General features: G+C 44.1%; 16 protein-coding genes, 1 tRNA gene and 1 pseudogene. 5 read left to right on the plus strand and 13 right to left on the minus strand.

What is annotated here, in order from left to right; all coding sequences use genetic code 11:
- Positions 1-35 precede the first annotated feature (35 nt).
- The 5 genes from AB2J24_RS08440 to AB2J24_RS08460 all read right to left on the minus strand — a co-directional run bounded on the left by AB2J24_RS08440 (position 36) and on the right by AB2J24_RS08460 (position 3843).
- Positions 36-1718, minus strand: a complete 1683-nt coding sequence (locus tag AB2J24_RS08440; RefSeq protein ID WP_367385153.1) for a TIGR01244 family sulfur transferase — start codon at positions 1716-1718, stop codon at positions 36-38.
- A 52-nt stretch (positions 1719-1770) separates the two neighbouring features.
- On the minus strand, positions 1771-2655 hold the full coding sequence (locus AB2J24_RS08445) for an MBL fold metallo-hydrolase (protein WP_367385154.1): 885 nt from the start codon (positions 2653-2655) through the stop codon (positions 1771-1773).
- Between the two features lie 94 nt (positions 2656-2749).
- Positions 2750-3178 carry a DUF6691 family protein gene (locus AB2J24_RS08450; protein WP_367385155.1) on the minus strand — a complete coding sequence of 143 codons (429 nt, stop codon included), beginning with the start codon at positions 3176-3178 and terminating at the stop codon, positions 2750-2752.
- 4 nt (positions 3179-3182) lie between these two features.
- Positions 3183-3614 carry a YeeE/YedE family protein gene (locus AB2J24_RS08455; protein WP_367385156.1) on the minus strand — a complete coding sequence of 144 codons (432 nt, stop codon included), beginning with the start codon at positions 3612-3614 and terminating at the stop codon, positions 3183-3185.
- Position 3615: 1 nt separating this feature from the next.
- The gene (locus AB2J24_RS08460; protein ID WP_162651878.1) at positions 3616-3843 is read right to left on the minus strand and encodes a YgaP family membrane protein; all 228 of its coding nucleotides are present in this window, start codon (positions 3841-3843) and stop codon (positions 3616-3618) included.
- A 70-nt stretch (positions 3844-3913) separates the two neighbouring features.
- Between AB2J24_RS08460 and AB2J24_RS08465 the strand changes: the two genes are divergently transcribed.
- Positions 3914-4219, plus strand: a complete 306-nt coding sequence (locus AB2J24_RS08465) for an ArsR/SmtB family transcription factor (RefSeq protein ID WP_367385157.1) — start codon at positions 3914-3916, stop codon at positions 4217-4219.
- Between the two features lie 482 nt (positions 4220-4701).
- On the opposite strand, the gene AB2J24_RS08470 is transcribed toward AB2J24_RS08465, so the two are convergent.
- The 4 genes from AB2J24_RS08470 to AB2J24_RS08485 all read right to left on the minus strand — a co-directional run bounded on the left by AB2J24_RS08470 (position 4702) and on the right by AB2J24_RS08485 (position 8719).
- Positions 4702-6018 (minus strand): HlyD family type I secretion periplasmic adaptor subunit, encoded by a 1317-nt coding sequence (locus AB2J24_RS08470; protein ID WP_197742786.1) that lies wholly within the window; start codon positions 6016-6018, stop codon positions 4702-4704.
- A gap of 10 nt (positions 6019-6028) precedes the next feature.
- Positions 6029-7741 (minus strand): type I secretion system permease/ATPase, encoded by a 1713-nt coding sequence (locus AB2J24_RS08475; protein ID WP_367385158.1) that lies wholly within the window; start codon positions 7739-7741, stop codon positions 6029-6031.
- Between the two features lie 23 nt (positions 7742-7764).
- Positions 7765-7983 (minus strand): hypothetical protein, encoded by a 219-nt coding sequence (locus AB2J24_RS08480; RefSeq protein ID WP_367385159.1) that lies wholly within the window; start codon positions 7981-7983, stop codon positions 7765-7767.
- A 577-nt stretch (positions 7984-8560) separates the two neighbouring features.
- Positions 8561-8719 (minus strand): hypothetical protein, encoded by a 159-nt coding sequence (locus tag AB2J24_RS08485; RefSeq protein WP_367385160.1) that lies wholly within the window; start codon positions 8717-8719, stop codon positions 8561-8563.
- Between the two features lie 1157 nt (positions 8720-9876).
- Between AB2J24_RS08485 and AB2J24_RS08490 the strand changes: the two genes are divergently transcribed.
- Positions 9877-10809: a hydrogen peroxide-inducible genes activator gene (locus tag AB2J24_RS08490; protein WP_162651931.1), complete on the plus strand. Its 933-nt coding sequence runs from the start codon at positions 9877-9879 to the stop codon at positions 10807-10809.
- Positions 10810-10846: 37 nt separating this feature from the next.
- On the opposite strand, the gene AB2J24_RS08495 is transcribed toward AB2J24_RS08490, so the two are convergent.
- Both AB2J24_RS08495 and AB2J24_RS08500 read right to left on the minus strand, forming a co-directional pair.
- Positions 10847-11995, minus strand: a complete 1149-nt coding sequence (locus AB2J24_RS08495) for a DegT/DnrJ/EryC1/StrS family aminotransferase (protein WP_367385161.1) — start codon at positions 11993-11995, stop codon at positions 10847-10849.
- Between the two features lie 204 nt (positions 11996-12199).
- Positions 12200-12985: a DUF2793 domain-containing protein gene (locus AB2J24_RS08500; RefSeq protein WP_367385162.1), complete on the minus strand. Its 786-nt coding sequence runs from the start codon at positions 12983-12985 to the stop codon at positions 12200-12202.
- Positions 12986-13382: 397 nt separating this feature from the next.
- On the opposite strand from AB2J24_RS08500, the gene ppdK reads away from it, so the two are divergent.
- On the plus strand, positions 13383-16097 hold the full coding sequence (gene ppdK / locus AB2J24_RS08505; protein ID WP_367385163.1) for a pyruvate, phosphate dikinase: 2715 nt from the start codon (positions 13383-13385) through the stop codon (positions 16095-16097).
- 7 nt (positions 16098-16104) lie between these two features.
- Positions 16105-17013 (plus strand): DUF1499 domain-containing protein, encoded by a 909-nt coding sequence (locus AB2J24_RS08510; RefSeq protein ID WP_367385164.1) that lies wholly within the window; start codon positions 16105-16107, stop codon positions 17011-17013.
- Here AB2J24_RS08510 and AB2J24_RS08515 read toward each other — a convergent pair.
- Positions 17010-17921 carry an MBL fold metallo-hydrolase gene (locus AB2J24_RS08515; RefSeq protein ID WP_367385165.1) on the minus strand — a complete coding sequence of 304 codons (912 nt, stop codon included), beginning with the start codon at positions 17919-17921 and terminating at the stop codon, positions 17010-17012. The genes AB2J24_RS08510 and AB2J24_RS08515 overlap by 4 nt on opposite strands.
- Positions 17922-18057: 136 nt before the next feature.
- On the opposite strand from AB2J24_RS08515, the gene AB2J24_RS08520 reads away from it, so the two are divergent.
- A tRNA-Gln gene (locus tag AB2J24_RS08520) sits at positions 18058-18131 on the plus strand.
- A gap of 208 nt (positions 18132-18339) precedes the next feature.
- On the opposite strand, the pseudogene AB2J24_RS08525 reads toward AB2J24_RS08520, so the two are convergent.
- Positions 18340-18451 (minus strand): annotated as a pseudogene (locus AB2J24_RS08525) (IS5/IS1182 family transposase); the annotation flags it as partial.

Consider the following 18451-nt stretch of genomic DNA (forward strand, 5'->3'; position numbering starts at 1 on the left):
CCACAGCTAACCTTTGTGGTTCAAACTCAATAAAACTAATCTTTCGCGACCGTAATAGCTTCTGGTTTGACCAACCATTCCTTACCTTTCAGCATTGCCTTCCAATAAATTGGTGGCAGGATCTTTTCTTTCAGAAGCCAAGCCATCCGCGATGGTTTTTGTCCATTGAGCATCCAGCTGGGGAAACTTGGCAAAAGTTTGCCACCGTAACCAAACTCCGCCAAAACAATTTTCCCGCGTTCAACTGTCAGCGGGCATGAACCATAACCATTATAGTGGGACAATCCCTCAGCTTGCCCTACATCGTACATAATATTGTTAGCGACAACGGGTGCTTGCGCACGTGCAGCCGCAGCGGTTTTGGCATTTGGCGCATTCATAACATCACCCAAAGACCATATATTATCGTAGGCTTTATGACGCAGTGTGGCTTGATCTACATCAATCCACCCATTTTCATCCACCAAAGGCGAAGCCCGAATAAAATCTGGCGCTATTTGAGGTGGCACCACGTGCAACATGTCAAACTCTGCCTCAATGAGTTCAGTATTTCCCTCACCATCGACTTTATTAAACCAGGCTCTTTTATTGGACCCATCGACTTTCGTTAAAGTATGCATAAAATTTAATTTGGCATCATAACGCTCGATGTAATCCATCAAAGCGGGAACATATTCTTTAACTCCAAATAGCACGCCACCAGAATTGTAGAACTCAATATCGATATTTGAAATCGCCCTATTTTTAAACCAATAGTCAGCGGATAAATATAAAGCTTTCTGAGGTGCGCCAGCACATTTAATAGGCATAGGCGGCTGGGTGAAAAGGGCACGTCCAGTTTTTAGATTTTGGACTAGCTCCCATGTATAAGGGGCGAGATCATATCTGTAATTTGATGTTACACCATTACGACCTAGAGTATCGGTAAGGCCTTCAATGCCATTCCAGTTTAACTTCAATCCAGGCGCGACAATGAGGCGTTTATATTTTACGACACGACATCCATCAAGAATTACCGCATTATTATCTGGCTCAAACGCAGAAACAGCGGCCTTGATCCACTTAACACCTGACGGAATGATAGATGCCATAGTTTTGGCGGTTTGATCAGCATTAAAAATACCGCCCCCAACCATAGTCCAACCAGGTTGATAATAATGCACATCGGCCGGATCAATAATTGCAATATCAAGATCATTGGAACGGACAAGCAAGCTTGACGCAACCGAAATACCACCTGCTCCGCCGCCAACGATAACAATATCATGAGTAGTATCAGCGACATCCGTCGGTGTTTTGCCACCGTTTGCAATACGTCGAACCACACCATTCATATCATAGCCTGCAGCTTTTGTTGCACTTAATATATCCGGGATTGGCGTTTGGTTCGCTCCCTCATTGAGCGACCATAATGTCGCCGAGCGTGTTCCTGTACGACAATAAGCAAATACTGGTCCGGGCAGTTCACGCAAGGCAACACCAAATGCACTCACTTCCTGATCGCGAACTTTACCTGCCGTAACAGGGATATGCCTTGCCTGAATACCAGCTTTCTTAGCTGCAGCCTCAATCTCATTATAAGTTGGTTGATCCGCCCCCTCCCCGTCAGGCCGATTACAGATAATAGATCTAAAGCCACCCTTCTTAAGCGCGATAATATCGCCGGGCAAAACTTGCCCGCTAACTGACAGTTGATCGCTTATCTTCTTAATATCCATATACCGCACTCCCCTACTAAATTCCCGACCTTGTTATTTATGTGCAGCCAGATTAAAGGCTATTCACAGGCACTTTAAGAACCGGATTCCCATCTTCATCCTTAGGGAGGTCGCCAGCCCGCATGTTAACCTGTAAAGACGGGATAATGAGTTTAGGCATATCAAGCTGCGCATCGCGCTCTGTTCTAAACTTTACAAATTCTTCTTTTGTTTTTCCGGCTCCAACATGAACGTTATATTTCTTCTCATCGCCAACAGTTGTTTCCCACTGAATATCTCTGCCGTTAGGACCATAGTCATGGCACATAAACAGGCGCATCTCGTCAGGTAGTTCTAAAATTTTCATTATTGAATCGTACAGCTCATGCGCATCTCCACCTGGAAAATCAGCGCGCGCAGAACCTCCATCTGGCATAAACAGCGTGTCCCCGACAAATGTAGCGTTCCCCATTACATGAACCATGCAGGCCGGTGTGTGGCCGGGCGTATAAATTGTGAAGGCCTCGAGATTACCTATCTTGTAGGTATCACCATCTTTAAACAACGCATCAAACTGCGATCCATCACGTTGAAACTCGGTTCCTTCGTTAAACACTTTTCCAAATGTATCCTGAACCACTAATATCTTATCCCCGATACCGATTTTACCACCCAGCTTTTGCTGAATGTAAGGTGCTGCAGATAAGTGATCCGCATGAACATGGGTTTCAATAATCCATTCCAATTGAAGGTTATTGGATTGAATATATGCAATAATCATGTCGGCGTGTTGGTAAGTGATGCGTCCTGCGGCATAATCAATATCCATAACTGAATCGATAATCGCGCATGAACTCGACGTTGGGTCTTTAACAACATAACTGATCGTATTTGTTGCTTCATCAAAAAAAGCCTCAACCTCTGGCTTACTATCCATATTTACAGGGTAGGAATTCATTTGACTATCCTTTCATTTTTCTGAACACAGTAAGATATATTTAAAATACAACTTTATGAATGTAGATACTGCTTTAGCCCAAATACTGTCCTCATTAGGCTGTTTTCAAAGCTCTATTGCTGACTGTTCTTGCAAACGCTATGCCTGCGACAAGCGCGACCACAAAAATATATGTTTGTGAATAACCTAGACCAAGTGCCGGTATTGCACCGCCCGGACAAAATCCGGCTATACCCCAGCCAACACCGAATGATGCTGATCCCATAAGTAATCGCGCATCAATGACATTCTTAACCTGAATTGAGAACGGCGCACCCAGTAAGGATTTCGATTGACTGCGAAAAACAATTTGGTATCCGATCGCCGTTGTCACCAACGCGCCGCCCATAACAAATAGTAAACTCGGATCCCAAGATCCGGCGAAATCAAAAAAGTTTAATACTTTTGCCGGGTTAGCCATGCCGGATATAGCAATCCCAATGCCAAAAATCGCACCTATAATTAACGCTGAAAATAGTTTCATATTACTATAGCCCCATTACGTGACGAACAAAGTAAACTGTTATGAAGCACGTGATCATGAAAACAATAGTTGCTGCGATTGATCTGGGTGAGAACCGCGCCATCCCGCAGACACCGTGCCCGCTCGTGCAGCCTGAACCGAAGAAAACCCCTACACCAACGATGAATCCTCCGACCATCAACGCAAAAGAAGATACCGGAACAGCAAATGGCACCGTCCCTCCAAGCTGGATAAAGACCATTGGAGCTATGATAGCGCCCAACAAAAATGCGGCTCGCCAGCCCCAATCGGATACGAAAGGTGGGATAAGACCGGTCATAATACCTGTCATTCCGGCAATTCGCCCATGGAAAGCCATCAATAATATGGCGGATATTCCGATCAGAACACCTCCACCCAATGAGGTCCAAGGCGTAAATTCGGTAACAGATTCCATTCTAAACGTCCTTAGCCTTACAACTATTTAGTCCAAATAAGCGATAGAGTGGACAAAATCGCATTATTGCGGTGAATATTAATACAGCGCCAGCGATCAACATTACCCAGCGCATAATTGGGTTGGCCAAGAAGGAAGAAACGAATAAGTAAGGTGCAAGAAGAAGGGCTACGCCAAGAATAACACGGATAAGACGATCTGACGTACCGACATTAGATGATTTGAACATAATAAACCTTTCATGTTGCTTATATAAAATATCTCTTATATAAACAATCACGAATATGCAAGGACTATATATGAATTTGGACATAAAAGAGCTTGAACCTAAAATTGCTCAAGCAGCCAATCTTATGGAAATGCTATCTCAGCCAGCGAGGCTACGCATCCTATGTATTCTGTTAAATGGTGAACAGAGCGTTCTGGATCTATCGGAGCAAGTTGGCATGTCCCAACCCGGCATGTCTCATCATTTAAAAAAACTACGAACGGCAGAACTTGTGAAAACAAGACGTGAGGCTCAAACTATCTTCTATTCTTTAAATGGTATTGAGGTCTCAACCGTTATGGAAACGCTCTATAATCTTTACTGCGCGCCCAAATAAGGCAATTTCTCATCAAACGGCACAAATAGTAGAAAAAACCGACAAGCAAATACAAACTCCCAATTGGATTACAAAACAGAAAATGCGGTGGCTGTGTACACAATCCCAAACTAAATAGTCTCTTGTACGTTATTCCTGTTCTGCCTGTTTCGGTCAAATCTTCGCAAAACAGGTCAATTCTTACTGCATTTGGCAATTTCTCGATTTTAAGACGCACAATCAATCACTTATGCAGAATATTAGAGTTCCCGTTAAGTGGCAATCCACTGCCTTTTGGACTGTTAGTTGGGATTTTCTACGTTTGTGATTGTCGTTAGGCGGGATACGATTGTCGTAACGTGGGATCGGATTGCCACTATACGGGATTGCGCTATTGTTAAATGGGTTTCAATTGCTATTTAACGGGAACTAAATGTCATTTAGCGGCATTCAATTGCACTTACCCGATGTTGTAGCCCTCTTAAGCAATCATGTGAATAATTTCACCGCTCTCTCATCGCATGTTTTATCTGATCGGTGATTGGTTTTGTCAAGTATGAGATCACAGTCCTATCCTCTGTTTTAATGAATGCTTCAACAGGCATGCCGGGTACTAGGATTTTATCACCTAGCTTGGAAAGCTCCTCTTCGGGAATAACCAAGCGAACTTGATAGAAACTCAAACCCGTTACTTCGTCCTGAAGAAGATCGGCTGAGATGGTTTTTACATTTGCCTTTAGTTCTGGCGTTGTTCGCTGATCAAAACTTGGTAGGCGGATGGTTGCTTGCTGATGAGCAGCGATCTGATCAATATTGATCGGTTGGACTTGTGCCTCGATAATGAGTTCATCATCTTGTGGCACGATCAGCATGGTGACCTCACCTGAGGCTATCACCTGCCCGATCGTGTGGACATTTAGGTTATGTACAAGTCCCGACCGTGGCGCTCTAATTTCAATGCGCGTAAGCTGATCTTGTGCTGCAATACTTTGTTCTTCCAGTTGGGCGATTTGAACCCGGGTATCTTGCAACTGTTGTAAAACGCTTGCTAAAAAATCTTCATCCAGTTGCAATATCTGCATATTGCGTTCGCTGATTGCTTCTTTCGTTTGCGCAATCTGAGCTGTAAAACCACCTAACTCGCCCTCAAGCTGAGCCTTCTCACGATTGAGTACCGAAACACGGCTAGCTGAGACCAATTGCTGCGAGAGTAGGCCATCAAGATCTTCCAATTCTTTTGTAACAAACTCAGTCTCAGTAACTTTCGATTTTTTTTGTGCTTGATAACCCTCAATCTGCTTTTCAAACTGAACGATTTGTTCGCCGAGCTGTTGCTTTTGCCCATTGAGAGAATTACGTCGTGCTTCAAACAACCGTTGCTGACTGTCTTTGATGATCTCAATGGAGGTTGCTCTAACGGCATCATCAGCCCGCTCATCGGAGAACTTAATCACGGCTAAACCATCCTGTTCGGCAATAAGACGTGCCTCTTGAGCATAAAGGCTATCAAGCTGTTTTGTAACCACTGCAAGATTTGCCCGTGTTACAGTATCATCCAATCCAATAAGAAGATCGCCGACGCCGATAACATCGCCGTTCCTTACATGGATACTCTGAACAGTCCCACCTTCTTGGTGCTGAACTTGTTTGATATTACTTTCCACCACAACTGTACCGGAAGCGACAACAGCGCCGGCAATCTCAGTCATTGTGGCCCAAGCAACAATTCCACCAAGCAATAAAAAAATAATGGCGAACGACATCAAAACATGCGTACGAACACTGGACTTTAGGGTTTTATCTAGTTCAGCTTTTTCCATCATCTATCTCTTAGCTTGTACTCTTTACCTGAACAGGAGCGATAACTTTTTGCAAAACTTCTTCCTTGGGACCGAAGGCCATTTGCTGACCGTCTTTCATCACCAATACTTTATTCACTGCTGCAATAGCACTTGGTCTATGAGCAATAACGATAACAATCGACCCTGCCTCTCGCAGGGATTTAATAGCATTGGTGAGCGCACCCTCGCCTTCGGCATCCAGGTTTGAATTCGGCTCATCCAGAACGACCAGAAATGGGTTCTTATAAAGCGCCCTCGCTAAAGCAATTCGCTGTTGTTGCCCCGCAGATAACGTATAACCAGAAACACCAATCATAGTGTTAAATCCATCAGGTAATGCGATAATCATCTGGTATACATCAGCAAGCTTAGCAGCCTCAATTACTGCCTCAGGCTCTGCATTTTCCATAAAGCGCGAGATGTTTTCATTGACTGAGCCATCAAACAACTGAATGTCTTGCGGTAGGTAGCCAATGAATTGCCCTACACGTTCGGGTGCAAACTGTTCCAACTCAGCACCATCAAATCGGATCGCACCTTTTAAAGCAGGCGTTACACCAACAATAGCACGAGCTACGGTAGATTTACCAGAACCAGATGGACCAATGATACCAAGTCCATCACCAGCTTCAAGATCAAACGCAATACCTTGAGCAACAATTTGCCTACTGCCCGCAGGACCGCAGGCCAATTGACTAACATTGAGCGTATTCGTTGGAATAGGCAACTCCATGACATCATCAGTATCAGCACGTTGTTCAATAACATCCTGAAGGCGTTTTTTACTCTGACGAGCCGCGACAAACCCAGACCAATGCGCAACGGCCTGTTCAATAGGTGCTAAAGCACGAGAGGTCATAATCGATGCTGCAATCATAATACCGGGCGATACTTCTTGCCCAATGGCAAGCCACGCGCCAACACCTAAAACAGCTGACTGCAACAACAATCTAAACGTCTTAACAGTCGTGCCAAAAGTTCCAGCTCGATCAACTGTAACACGTTGTTTGTCAAGGTATTCACCATTGCGTAAATCCCAACGTTTTTTAAGCGACGGCATCATCCCCATGGCACGCACGACTTCAGCGTTTCTACGAGCAATCTCTACAAGATTTGCACGGCGACTATTCTCACGCGAGAACTCTTGTACTGGCTTACGAGAGACAATCTCTTTGAGGCCAATCAATATGCAAATGATTACGCCGCCGCCTAAGGCAATAAAGCCCAACAAAGGATGGAAAAGAAAGACAATACAGAGATAAAGTGGCATCCATGGAACATCAAAGATTGCTGCTGGCCCCGGCCCAGATAAAAACTGCCGTAATGTATCCAAGTCTTGCACAGGACGTAACTGTGTGGCCTTTGGACCAAGCAACAATGGTAGGTTTGTTGAGATATCATAACTCTCGGCGGACAATTGCGCATCTACACGCTGACCTATACGTGCTAAAATTCTGCCGCGAAAAGCCTCAAGCATGCCATAGAAAACATAGAGCCCAATTGCCAAAGAACTAATCACAACGAGTGTTGGCACCGAACCACTTGCCAACACGCGGTCATAGACCTGTAACATAAACAAAGGCCCCGTCAGCATCAGTAAATTAATCACCATACTTACAACGCCGACGCCTATGTAAGAAGTCCGCAAAGACTTAAATGCATTGCGGACCATCTCGTTCTGTCGTTTATCTGAATTACTCAAAACCAACCCTCAGCAATACGCATTTATGCAAACCTTAAATCATCTTGATGAAGATCAGCAATGCCAAGACTAACCTTTTCAGAAACAACCATACGCCCAACACTAGAGGCGGCAACAAAGCCATCCGGTGTTTGTACGGTCTTGGTCACTTTTTGATTCCATGAATAATTCGTATAAGCCTGCCAATAGGCCAATGTCAAAAACCCAATGATTAGCACAAGACCAGTTGAAACCGCCTTCATGCCGCATACCTCCTCGCATCCGGCAAGGTATATCTACCTGTCTTCCAACCTGTTATGATTTTGATCGAATTCATTCGGATCCAATGAATATCTGACCAGCAACCAGACTTGCAGACAATAGGGCTGACTACGCATTTAGAATACGACAGGCCCGAAAAAACTTTTGTAAACACACCAAACATCCAAAAAGAAATCCGCAAATACACAAATAGGAATTCTCACCTTTCAGATAGTAAACACAACCTAAACAGCAATTCATACTATCATATTTAGGATGTGGCGGATTGTCGCGTAATTTGGAATTTTGTATAATGTAAAAATCCCTAAATATTTCCATTAATTTGCAGACTCTTGGTAAAATGGAGCTCAAAATTATCAAATAATTCGCGCGATAAAAATCATGTATAAAAAGTGACCAACCCAGATGAGTTTTTTGCGAGATTCAATTATCTGATGTTCAAACAGCTACAGCCGGTCTTCATTAGGTCCAGAGTAAAAATTGACCTTCGATCTTGTGATAGCAAATGAATGAGAATTCCCTGAGAGAAAACCTACGCGAGAAAAAGGGTGATTAAGTCTATTCCTGTTTCTTAACAGGTTTAGCACCCATCTTTTTCAGTATCTCTGGATCGATGAGACATGTAACCAGAGGATGAATGAGTAAATCACCTTCTTTGGTAACCTGTTTAAAATTTGCGGTTACAAATGCCGCCAATTGTTGATTTGGCGCAATCACGTCAAAAAGCCAATTGATTGATCCAGATGCCCAATCATCCTGCTGTAAACGAATAGGAAAGACTCCCCGCTTTTATCTGCTCACGGATCTTGGCTTCGACGTCCTCAGAAACAGATGCCCAAATGGCGATACCCGTCAACAGATCACACAAGCCATGTTTTAAGACATAAATGACTTCTACAACACATCGACGATACACAGCACTAGGAGGACTATCACCGGTAGTGTCGCAAAGTTTAGTGCAGGATAAATTGATCCAATTTGTAGATACAATTATCCAGCGAGCGTAGCAAATTGTTGGAATGCAGACTGGGTGGTTCTACCGGACATACCGCTGAATTCATTATCGAATTCGCGCGTAACAAGCACCTCAAATGAAAAGAAAAAGAGCGGTGGCTGTGTACACAGTCGTAAGCTAACCAGTCTCTTGCCTGTTATTCCTGTTTACCCTGTTTTGGGCCGAACACTCGCAAAACAGGCCAAGGCTTCCTGTAATTGGCAATGTATTCATTTTATTAAACGTAATCATCCACTTATACCAAGAGTATGTATTTCCGTTAAGTAGGAATTCACTGCCTTTTGGGCGGTTAGATGGGATTTTCCGGGTTTATGCTTGTCTTTAGCTGGGATACGATTGTCGTAACGTGGGATCAAATTGTCATTAAACGGGATTGCATTGTCGATAAACGGGTTTCAATTACTGTTGTGTGAGATTGAGTTGTTGTTTAACGGGAACCTACTGTCATTCAATGACACTCGAGTGCTCTTATCTGATTTTGAAATACTGTTTTTAGGAATGTTGTTGCCTATCACTTTAGATCTGCCCTCGTTCCAAATTGTGCCGCAATATTTGCTCCGAGTTGGCTCCATTAGGCTCAGGACCTATGAACCGAACTTCTTTCCATGATTCTGATAGTTTGAGAGCGAACACGTTCTATCAGATAGGCTTCTGTTAATACTCATATACAAAGCAAACGCATCTCGTAAGCATATGTAAACTGTATCTCTAAAAGCGTGGGTATAACATGTTTACTGATGGTCAAACTATCATAGTTTGCTTCATATTTCTTCCTTTACGGAACAGATAAGCTCTTTTCTTTAATAATTCCAATTGATAGAATAAATAATATCGATAGATTATGACTATGGGGACACATATGGTTTTTCGCCCAACGCCAAAACAATTGGAGTATCTAATCGCCGTGGTCGAGGCTGGTCATTTTGGGAGAGCTGCCGATATGTGTAATGTGGCGCAGCCAACCCTGTCTGTGCAACTCAAATTATTAGAAGACCGCTTAGGGGTGCAGCTAATTGAACGAGGGATGAAGCGAGCGTTGGCTACGCCCGCGGGCCTGCGACTGCTACCTTATGCGAGATTGGTGCTTAACACGCTTGATGACATGCGGGCTGCGGCGGATGTATCTTCAAATAATCTAGGTGGCCTTATTCGTCTGGGAGCTGCGCCAACATTTGGACCGTATATTCTGCCCGGTATTTTATCCCGTTTACATGAGCAATACCAAGATTTAGAGATTTATATTCGTGAAGATAGGCCGGTAGAGTTAGAGGCAGACTTGGTCAATGGCAAACTGGATTGTGTGATCACGCCTGCACCAATCTTATCTGAAAATTTACAATCTGAGTTGATTTGTGAGGAGACTATTTTTCTTGGCATTCCTGTTGAGGACCCAATAGCTGAATGTTCGATGATTGAAGTAGAGGCGTTAAATGGTAGGATGATGTTGACCATGGGTAGCGGACACAGACTTTATGAAAATGTGCGAAGCCTTTGTGATAGGTCTGGCGCGATTATGCGAGAAGATTATGAGGGTACTAGTCTCGATGCTGTGCGTCAGATGGTGTCGATTGGCATGGGGATATCGCTTTTTCCCGCAGCTTATATATCATCTGAATTTGAAAAGGCTGAAGGTGTTGCAATTCGCCGGATCGAAGGTAATCCAATGACGCGAATGCTAGCCTTAGCTTGGCGCAAAAACAGTCCTCGAGAAGCTAGCTTTAAAATCTTGCTTGAAGAGTTGCGCGATGCCTGCAAGCGCTTTGCTCCCGAACAAGGAATAAAGCCTTACTAGAATACCCTGAGGCTTAGTTTACGCCTACAGCTTAACGCTAAGACTGTGCTTTTAAAGCGCTATCGATATGTTCGATAATGTATTCTTGGGTGGGTGCGTCCAAATAAGGGTGCATCGGCAGGCTTAAGACATCTTTTGATAGCGCATCAGTTATAGGTAACTCACCGCCTGCAATGATATTATGTCCATATGCTTCTTGTCTATGCAATGGTTTTGCGTAGTAAACGGCTGTCGGAATGCCTTTGTTCGTCAGGTATTCTTGTAATTGAGCGCGATCAATACCCTCAGGTAAACGCGTGGTATATTGTGCCCAAACTGACATGCGACCATGTGGGATATGTGGAACGGTTACCAAATCTTTCAAGCCATCAGTATATATGCCTGCAACTTTTTGGCGTGTCTCAATTTCGTCTTCAAAAATCTTAAGTTTTTCAAGTAGGACTGCAGCCTGCATAGTATCCAGGCGACCTGTCATACCAATGCGGACATTGTCATATTGGTTTTTGCCCATTCCATGAAAAAGGATAGAGCGCAATTCTTCTGCCAGTTGGTCATCATCAGTGAACATGGCGCCACCATCGCCATAGGCGCCCAGTGGTTTGGCTGGGAAAAAGCTAGTTGTTGTCGCCAGCCCCATTGTGCCTACTGGCTTATTGTTATAGCGAGCACCAAAGCTTTGGGCTGCATCTGACAATATCCAAAGGTCATGTTCGGTAGCGATTTTATCTAGTTCCTGATGCGCGACTGGGAGACCAAAGAGATCTACGGAGATGATGCCAGCAAGGTCCATCCCGTTCGCTTTCGTCTCAATAATAGCGGCCTGAAGTGCCTTTGGATCAATGTTAAATGTATCGGGTTCAACATCTACAAAACAAACTTTAGCGCCAAGCCAAGCGACAACTTCTGCAGTCGCCACAAAAGTAAATGATGGGCAAAAAATAATCTGTCCGGGCTTGATACTTTTTGCCATCAGAACCATTGCAAGTGCATCTGTGCCAGACGAACAACCAATCGCATGTTTTGCACCGCAATATTTAGCTAACGCCTCTTCCAACTCGCCGATTTCAGGTCCCATAATGTATCGCCCGTGATCAAGAACGCGGGCCATAGCAATATCTACATCCTTTCGGATACGGTTTTGTTGGGCTGCAAGGTCTACGAAGGGAATATTGGATCTGTCAGTCATTTATGGTTTTCTTATGATTTTTTACTGATTAAGTCGCGAAAATTACTGCGATTTCGTTACGCTTTCATTTTAGTTGCGTCTAGGGCTTTGCCCTAAGTTTCTTTCTGTGACGTTAATTTGACGCACACAATAATTGACTGTTTGAGATATTTTGTGAGAATTTACAGAAATTAGCCATAAATGAGTAATATATGTAGTTTCGTGCTATGTTACGATAGCGCTCGTATCACACCGCCTCCAGTTAGCACCATCACTAAAAGCAATGATCGCACCAGATGCGGCATCTGAAACGTATATAACCTGACCAGATGGGCTTGGGGTAGGTAAACTTGCAGCGTTGAAAGTAGCTAGGACAAGTGGCAGGTTAGCTTCCATATGTGTATGGTTTGCGGTTAAAGCGGTGGTGAATGAGTTTCCATCTGCGCTTACTTTGATACGGAACTGATCGTCACCAGACAGGCCAAATTCCGCGCGCCCAGAAAAACCTGTTTGGAACAATAAGCTTGCATTATCAGAAGCGGTTGATTTGTTAATTTTTAGTTGGTGGCCATTGCCGACGTTATTAAAGAGGCTAGCAGATGATGAGACTGACAATTTATTTGTTGTATCAGCATTTGCATGGATACCTATTTGTTCAAAACGGGCATTTGAGTTGATAAATTCAGCCCAAGAACTGCCATCAAAATATCGCCAACTGGTTTCATCCACAATGTAACAAAGCCAGCCAATTTGCGGATCCGAAAACTGGAATGCTCCATCTTGAAAGGTCGCAAGTTTTCCTGTCTTTCCGGCAAAATCTCCCGTTGCAGACGCTGGCACAATATAGCGGCTACCAGCATCTGGAGATGTGGGAGGTGTTGCTAGGTTTCTGCTTTGAACGCTTAATTGAATGACCGCATCAAGCTTTAATAACACTTCATTATGGGTGACATGTTTTTGCGCTTGTGAGGGCAAAATGAAGGGAAGTGATAAATTGTCTGTTTGGCTCAAGTTCTTGTTCCTTAATTTGTCGTCGAAGAATAAGTTAAAGAACAGGGCGGCGCATAAAAAACCCTAGAAGGGGAAGTAGATTTGAAATGAGATTCAACCTTTTCAGGCCGATAGATAGAATTTTCGTTGATGAAAATATTTTTTTATTCAGTTTTTCTGCACCACCACTAAAACTATGTTATGAGCGGTTCGCGAGGGGTCTCAAACATTATTTTTGTGATAAATATTGATATTTAGTATTTGAAATGGACTAATATTTCCGGGGAGTGTACCTAGATATCAAAATTTTGTTGCGTTGCAGCATAAAAGACGTTTACACAAGTTTGAAAGTTTATTGAGAATATTTCGACATTATTTTGTCGTAAATAATCAGGATCGTTCAAGGAGGGCGAATCTGATGACAGTGTGGATTGAACAACTTGGCGCAGATACTGAAAATGCTTCTGCGAACTCAGACGCTAACTTAGATAGTCTTGGCTACGCTGGCGCACGTCTAAATACTCTTTCATCAAGTGGTTTTCCTGTTCAGTCAGGCTTTATTGTTAAAGCAGACACATGTCGATATTTTCTCGAACATCACTCATTGCCTGATGGTTTTGAAGCCGAACTTGCCGCGGCTGTGCAGAAAATCGATGCGGGTAGATCAGATGCCAGTGACACGGGCAAGCTTCCGCTATTTCTGACACATAAAGTAAGCCCTAAATCACGAATAGCCGGAATTGTCAGCCCAATTTACCACCTTGGTATGAATGCGCAGAATGCACGAAAAGTCGCAAATGTCATGCGCGAGATAGATCCCGAGTTTGAGGAAATCTCTTCAAGTGACAGCCGAGCTGCAGGACAATTTAGGCGATTCTTATATCAGTTTTCTGAGTTTGCACTTGGTATTACGCCCGACGTACTCGAAGATCTTTTTGATGAACGAAAGAATGAGTTAAATCTCGATAGTGAAGCCGAATTTTCGCTTGAACAGGTGATTACCCTATCAGGCGACTTTCGTGCACTTTTATCAGATGAGCATGGGATTGAGTTTCCAGATGATCTCTATTCACAACTGCGCCAAGCCATTACTGCAGCGCTAAAAAGCTGGATGTCACCGCGAGCTGTTATGCAGCGCCAGATTCAAGAAATTGATGACAACGAAGGTCTTGCACTTCTAGTCCGGCGTGGTGTTTTTGCCGATTTTGATGGCAGAAGTGGACAGGGCTTTTTAGATACAAGGAATCGTAAAACTGGTGTGAATGAAATTCGTGGCAAGTTTGGTTGGAACATTGTGGGAGATCAATCTGCGCGAACAACAGAATTTGGCATGAGCCTGACAGAGCAAGAGATTGGTGAAAAACTGAGTCTATTTCAGGATGATCCTGAGTTGCATGCGAAATTGGCCAAATTAGGTAGAGCTATAGAACTTCACTTTGAGCGATCTCAACGAATTGGGTTCGTGGTCCAATCGGGCGAGTGTTTCATAGGAGAAAGCGTAGATTTGCAACTTTCGGCAATTGCGCAGCTAAGAACGTCGGTTGATCTGGCCCGTGAAGGCATGATTTCAAAGAATGAAGCCATCATGCGTATTGATGCAACTTCATTGGAACAGATACTACATCCATCAATTGATCCGGAAGCCAAGCGTGACGTGATTGGTTCAGGCGTATCTGCCTCACCAGGTGCTGCAAGTGGTGAGATTGTATTCACCGCGGAAGATGCCATCTCAGCTAGTCGGGAGGGCCATAAAGTTATTTTGGTGCGAACGGAAACAAGCCCAGAAGATGTTCATGGCATGCAGCGTGCTGAAGGAATTTTAACCATTCGTGGAGGTATGACCAGCCATGCTGCGGTGATCGCGCGTGGAATGGGTACTCCCTGTGTTTGTGGTGCGGGAAATCTACGCCTGGATTTAGCAAATGAAACCCTTCTTGCCGCGGGTAAGCAACTTAAGAAAGGTGATTTGATAACTCTTGATGGTACGCGCGGGGAAGTACTGCAGGGCGAAATTTTAATGCAGGAAGCTGTATTGTCGGATGAGTTCCGCGAGTTAATGGAATGGACTGATGATGCACGTCGCATGGATGTGCGCACAAATGCCGAAGCGCCGCTTGATGTGCTTGCTGCGCGTCAATTTGGTGCGACAGGCATTGGTTTGTGCCGCACAGAACACATGTTCTTTGAGGGCGACCGAATTCTTGCCATGCGCGAGATGATTTTGGCGGAAACCGAAGAGGGAAGAAGAACCGCTCTTGATAAACTGCTTCCCATGCAGCGCTCTGATTTTATTGAATTATTTGAAGCTGGAAATGGTCAACCAATCACTATCCGCCTACTAGATCCACCATTGCATGAATTTTTGCCAAAGGCAGAAGAGGAAATTCTGCATACGGCAAATGCAATGGGTGTAGATGCGTCTGTTCTGCATCGTCGCATTGAGGAACTGGAAGAATTTAACCCCATGTTGGGTCATCGAGGGTGCCGGTTAGCAATTTCGCATCCAGAAATTACGGAAATGCAGGCTCGCGCCATTTTCCAAGCTGCAATTGAAGCGGCGAAAATTACTGGTTCTCCGGTTGTGCCGGAAATCATGGTGCCGCTGGTTGCGCTTAAAAAAGAACTAGACTTTGTTAAAGAGCGTATCAATGCTGTTGCCAAAGAGGTGATGGAGGAGATGTGTGCACAAGTGCATTACCTCGTTGGTACAATGATCGAGTTACCACGCGCCGTTATTCGTGCAGATGCAATTGCTGAATCCGCGGAGTTTTTCTCCTTTGGTACAAATGATCTAACTCAAATGACTTACGGAATATCGCGTGATGATGCTTCACCGTTTCTTAGAACATACCGCCAAAAAGCGATTGTAGATGAAGATCCATTTGTTTCACTCGACATGGAGGGAGTCGCCGAACTTATTCAAATGGCGATTGAGCGCGGACGAGCCACGAAGCCTGATCTAAAAATAGGAATTTGTGGTGAGCATGGTGGCGATCCAGCATCAGTAAAGTTCTTTGATCAGATTGGCCTTGATTATGTCAGCTGCTCGCCTTTTCGCGTGCCTATCGCTCGTCTTGCTGCAGCTCAAGCTAATATCGAGGCGCAAATGACAGCGTCTAGCGAAGCGGAATAGCAGCAAGATGCCTGTAATTTATAAGCGCCCGAAGTCTGTTGCCGCGATTTGGTCTCGGCGGATCGGATATTTTGCACTTCTTCTATTGATCATTGTTTGGGGTTTCCATCGATTTGGTGGGTTTCCAACTCCGGAAGCCGTGGGAGTGGGACTTGTGGCAAGCACAATTGCTGCATTTGGATTAGGGTTAGCGATTATCGGGCTTTCTATGCTTTGGGTAATTGGCGCTAAAGGAGGCCGAGCTTCGTTTGTCGGACTTTGCCTCAATCTAGTTGCTTTGTTGCCATTTGGTCTGAGTGCATATCGATATGTGTCTTTGCCACAACAATACGATGTCAGCACATCCGAGCAAGAACTTTTAAATTGGCTGCAAGAGCCAAAACACCCGCAATCGTGGTTGCCGAGAGGGTATTCAGGCGAAGTCCTCATAAATCTAAAAAATACCCGGATCTATAGTCAATTATCAGAACGACGTTACCAAGGTGCGATTGATCGGGTCTATCAAGCGGTACAGGACATAGTTATCAGTGAAAAGTTCTCTGTTGTTTCTAGTGAGGGTAATGAATTTTTATCGCCAATAGAAGCAGAGCCCCAATCGAAAAGGCAAACTCAAAGTGGTGAAAATCTGGGTATCCCAACTCCAACTCCAACACCGATTATAAGGTCCGGAGCATCCGACAGCACTGCTGGGTTTCAAGGTACAACAATTCGCATACAATTAACAAAGAAATCATTCATTCTTGGTGTTGAGCAGGATGTCATATTGCTTCTTACTGAAGATGAATCCGCAACATTTGTGGAAATGCGCTCGGCAACGAGATACGGACCGCACGATCTTGGAATCAATGCTGAATTAATCAATAGTTTCCTTACTAAAGTTGATAACAATCTCTTGGGTATTGTTGGTGCTAATTAAACTCGTTGATATCTGCTTTTGAGAGAAACTGTATCATTAGTCTTTATCTCCCCCTGTTCGACAAGATCTTCCAAGTGCGCAAGCGTGGAAAGACTTGCGGCTAGTTTTAAGCGCTCATCCAAGTTTTGATAGACTAAACCAATGATTTCAGAGATCAAAAGACTATCATTTGCTTTGATTGCCTCCAGAATCGCCTGCTCACGGGATTTGCGATGTTTTTGGAGACCCAACAGAAAATCTTTCGGTGCTATAACCTCAGGTCCGTGGCCTGGTAGAATATGTCTGTCATCTCGGTCAATCAGTATCTTGAGCGAAGTCATATAATCACTCATTGAGCCATCAGGCGGGCCGATAAACGATGTTGACCATGCCATTACGTGATCGGCTGAAAACAGCGTTTCGCGCTCAAGATATGCAAATGCACAATGATTGGCCGTGTGACCGGGTGTATGAACAGCTTGGATTTGCCAATCTCCACCATCAATGATTTGCCCATGAGAAAGTTCAACGTCGGGTGAAAAATCGAGGTCAGAACTTTCTGTCAACAGATTATTCTCACCAGCTTGTAAACTTCTTGCGGCTCTATGAGGCCCTTCGGCATAAATTGTGGCACCTGTTAAAGATTGTAACTCTTTCGCCAGTGGAGAATGGTCTTTGTGGGTATGACTCACAAAAATATGGGAAAGAGGTCGCCCTTCAAGCGCATTTAGAATCACTTTTAAATGATCAGAATCAAACGGGCCAGGGTCGATGATAGCCATGTTTTCCTTGCCTATAAGGTAAGTATTGGTACCTTCAAACGTCATTGGTCCGCGGTTATTTGCAGTGATGCGATAAATACCGTCATCAAGCTCGGTAACATTGCCATGATTTGGTTTAAACTTAGTATTGAAAGTAAGAGTACTCAAAAGACGTAGCCTATTTTCTGTTCAAAATTGCTTTCTTTGGCTTTCATAGACCTTAGTTGCAAATTTTTGTCAATTTTATGAAATATAGTGCTTGTAGGATGAGGATACATTTGCTATTTGCCAATCGCGGTAACGTTGGGGCATGGCCAAGCGGTAAGGCACCGGTTTTTGGTATCGGTATCCCTGGTTCGAATCCAGGTGCCCCAGCCACCGCATTTTTCATTTTCAGTCGAGCTTATGTCTCTCCGCGAATTTCATAATAAATTCATGGGTTTGTTTTTATGTCTACGCTATAAATATGCGATAAATGGGCGTATTGGCGCGCGAGTTTATAAAAAGTCTCTGTCGGAATGTTTGGAGGTGCAGGTTTGGGAGTTTTGCATCGCGTTGATTGATCGCTGATGCTTAGGCTCAGGACTCATAACCAGAATAAGACGGTTGCGGCGAGTGCGATTGCGGAGACGAATACGTTTGGGCATCTGTCATAGCGTGTAGCGACGCGTCTCCAATCTTTGAGCTTTCCAAACATT

Origin of the sequence: Lentilitoribacter sp. EG35, from assembly GCF_040784015.1 — a bacterium.
Classification (GTDB): Bacteria; Pseudomonadota; Alphaproteobacteria; order Rhizobiales; family Rhizobiaceae; genus Lentilitoribacter.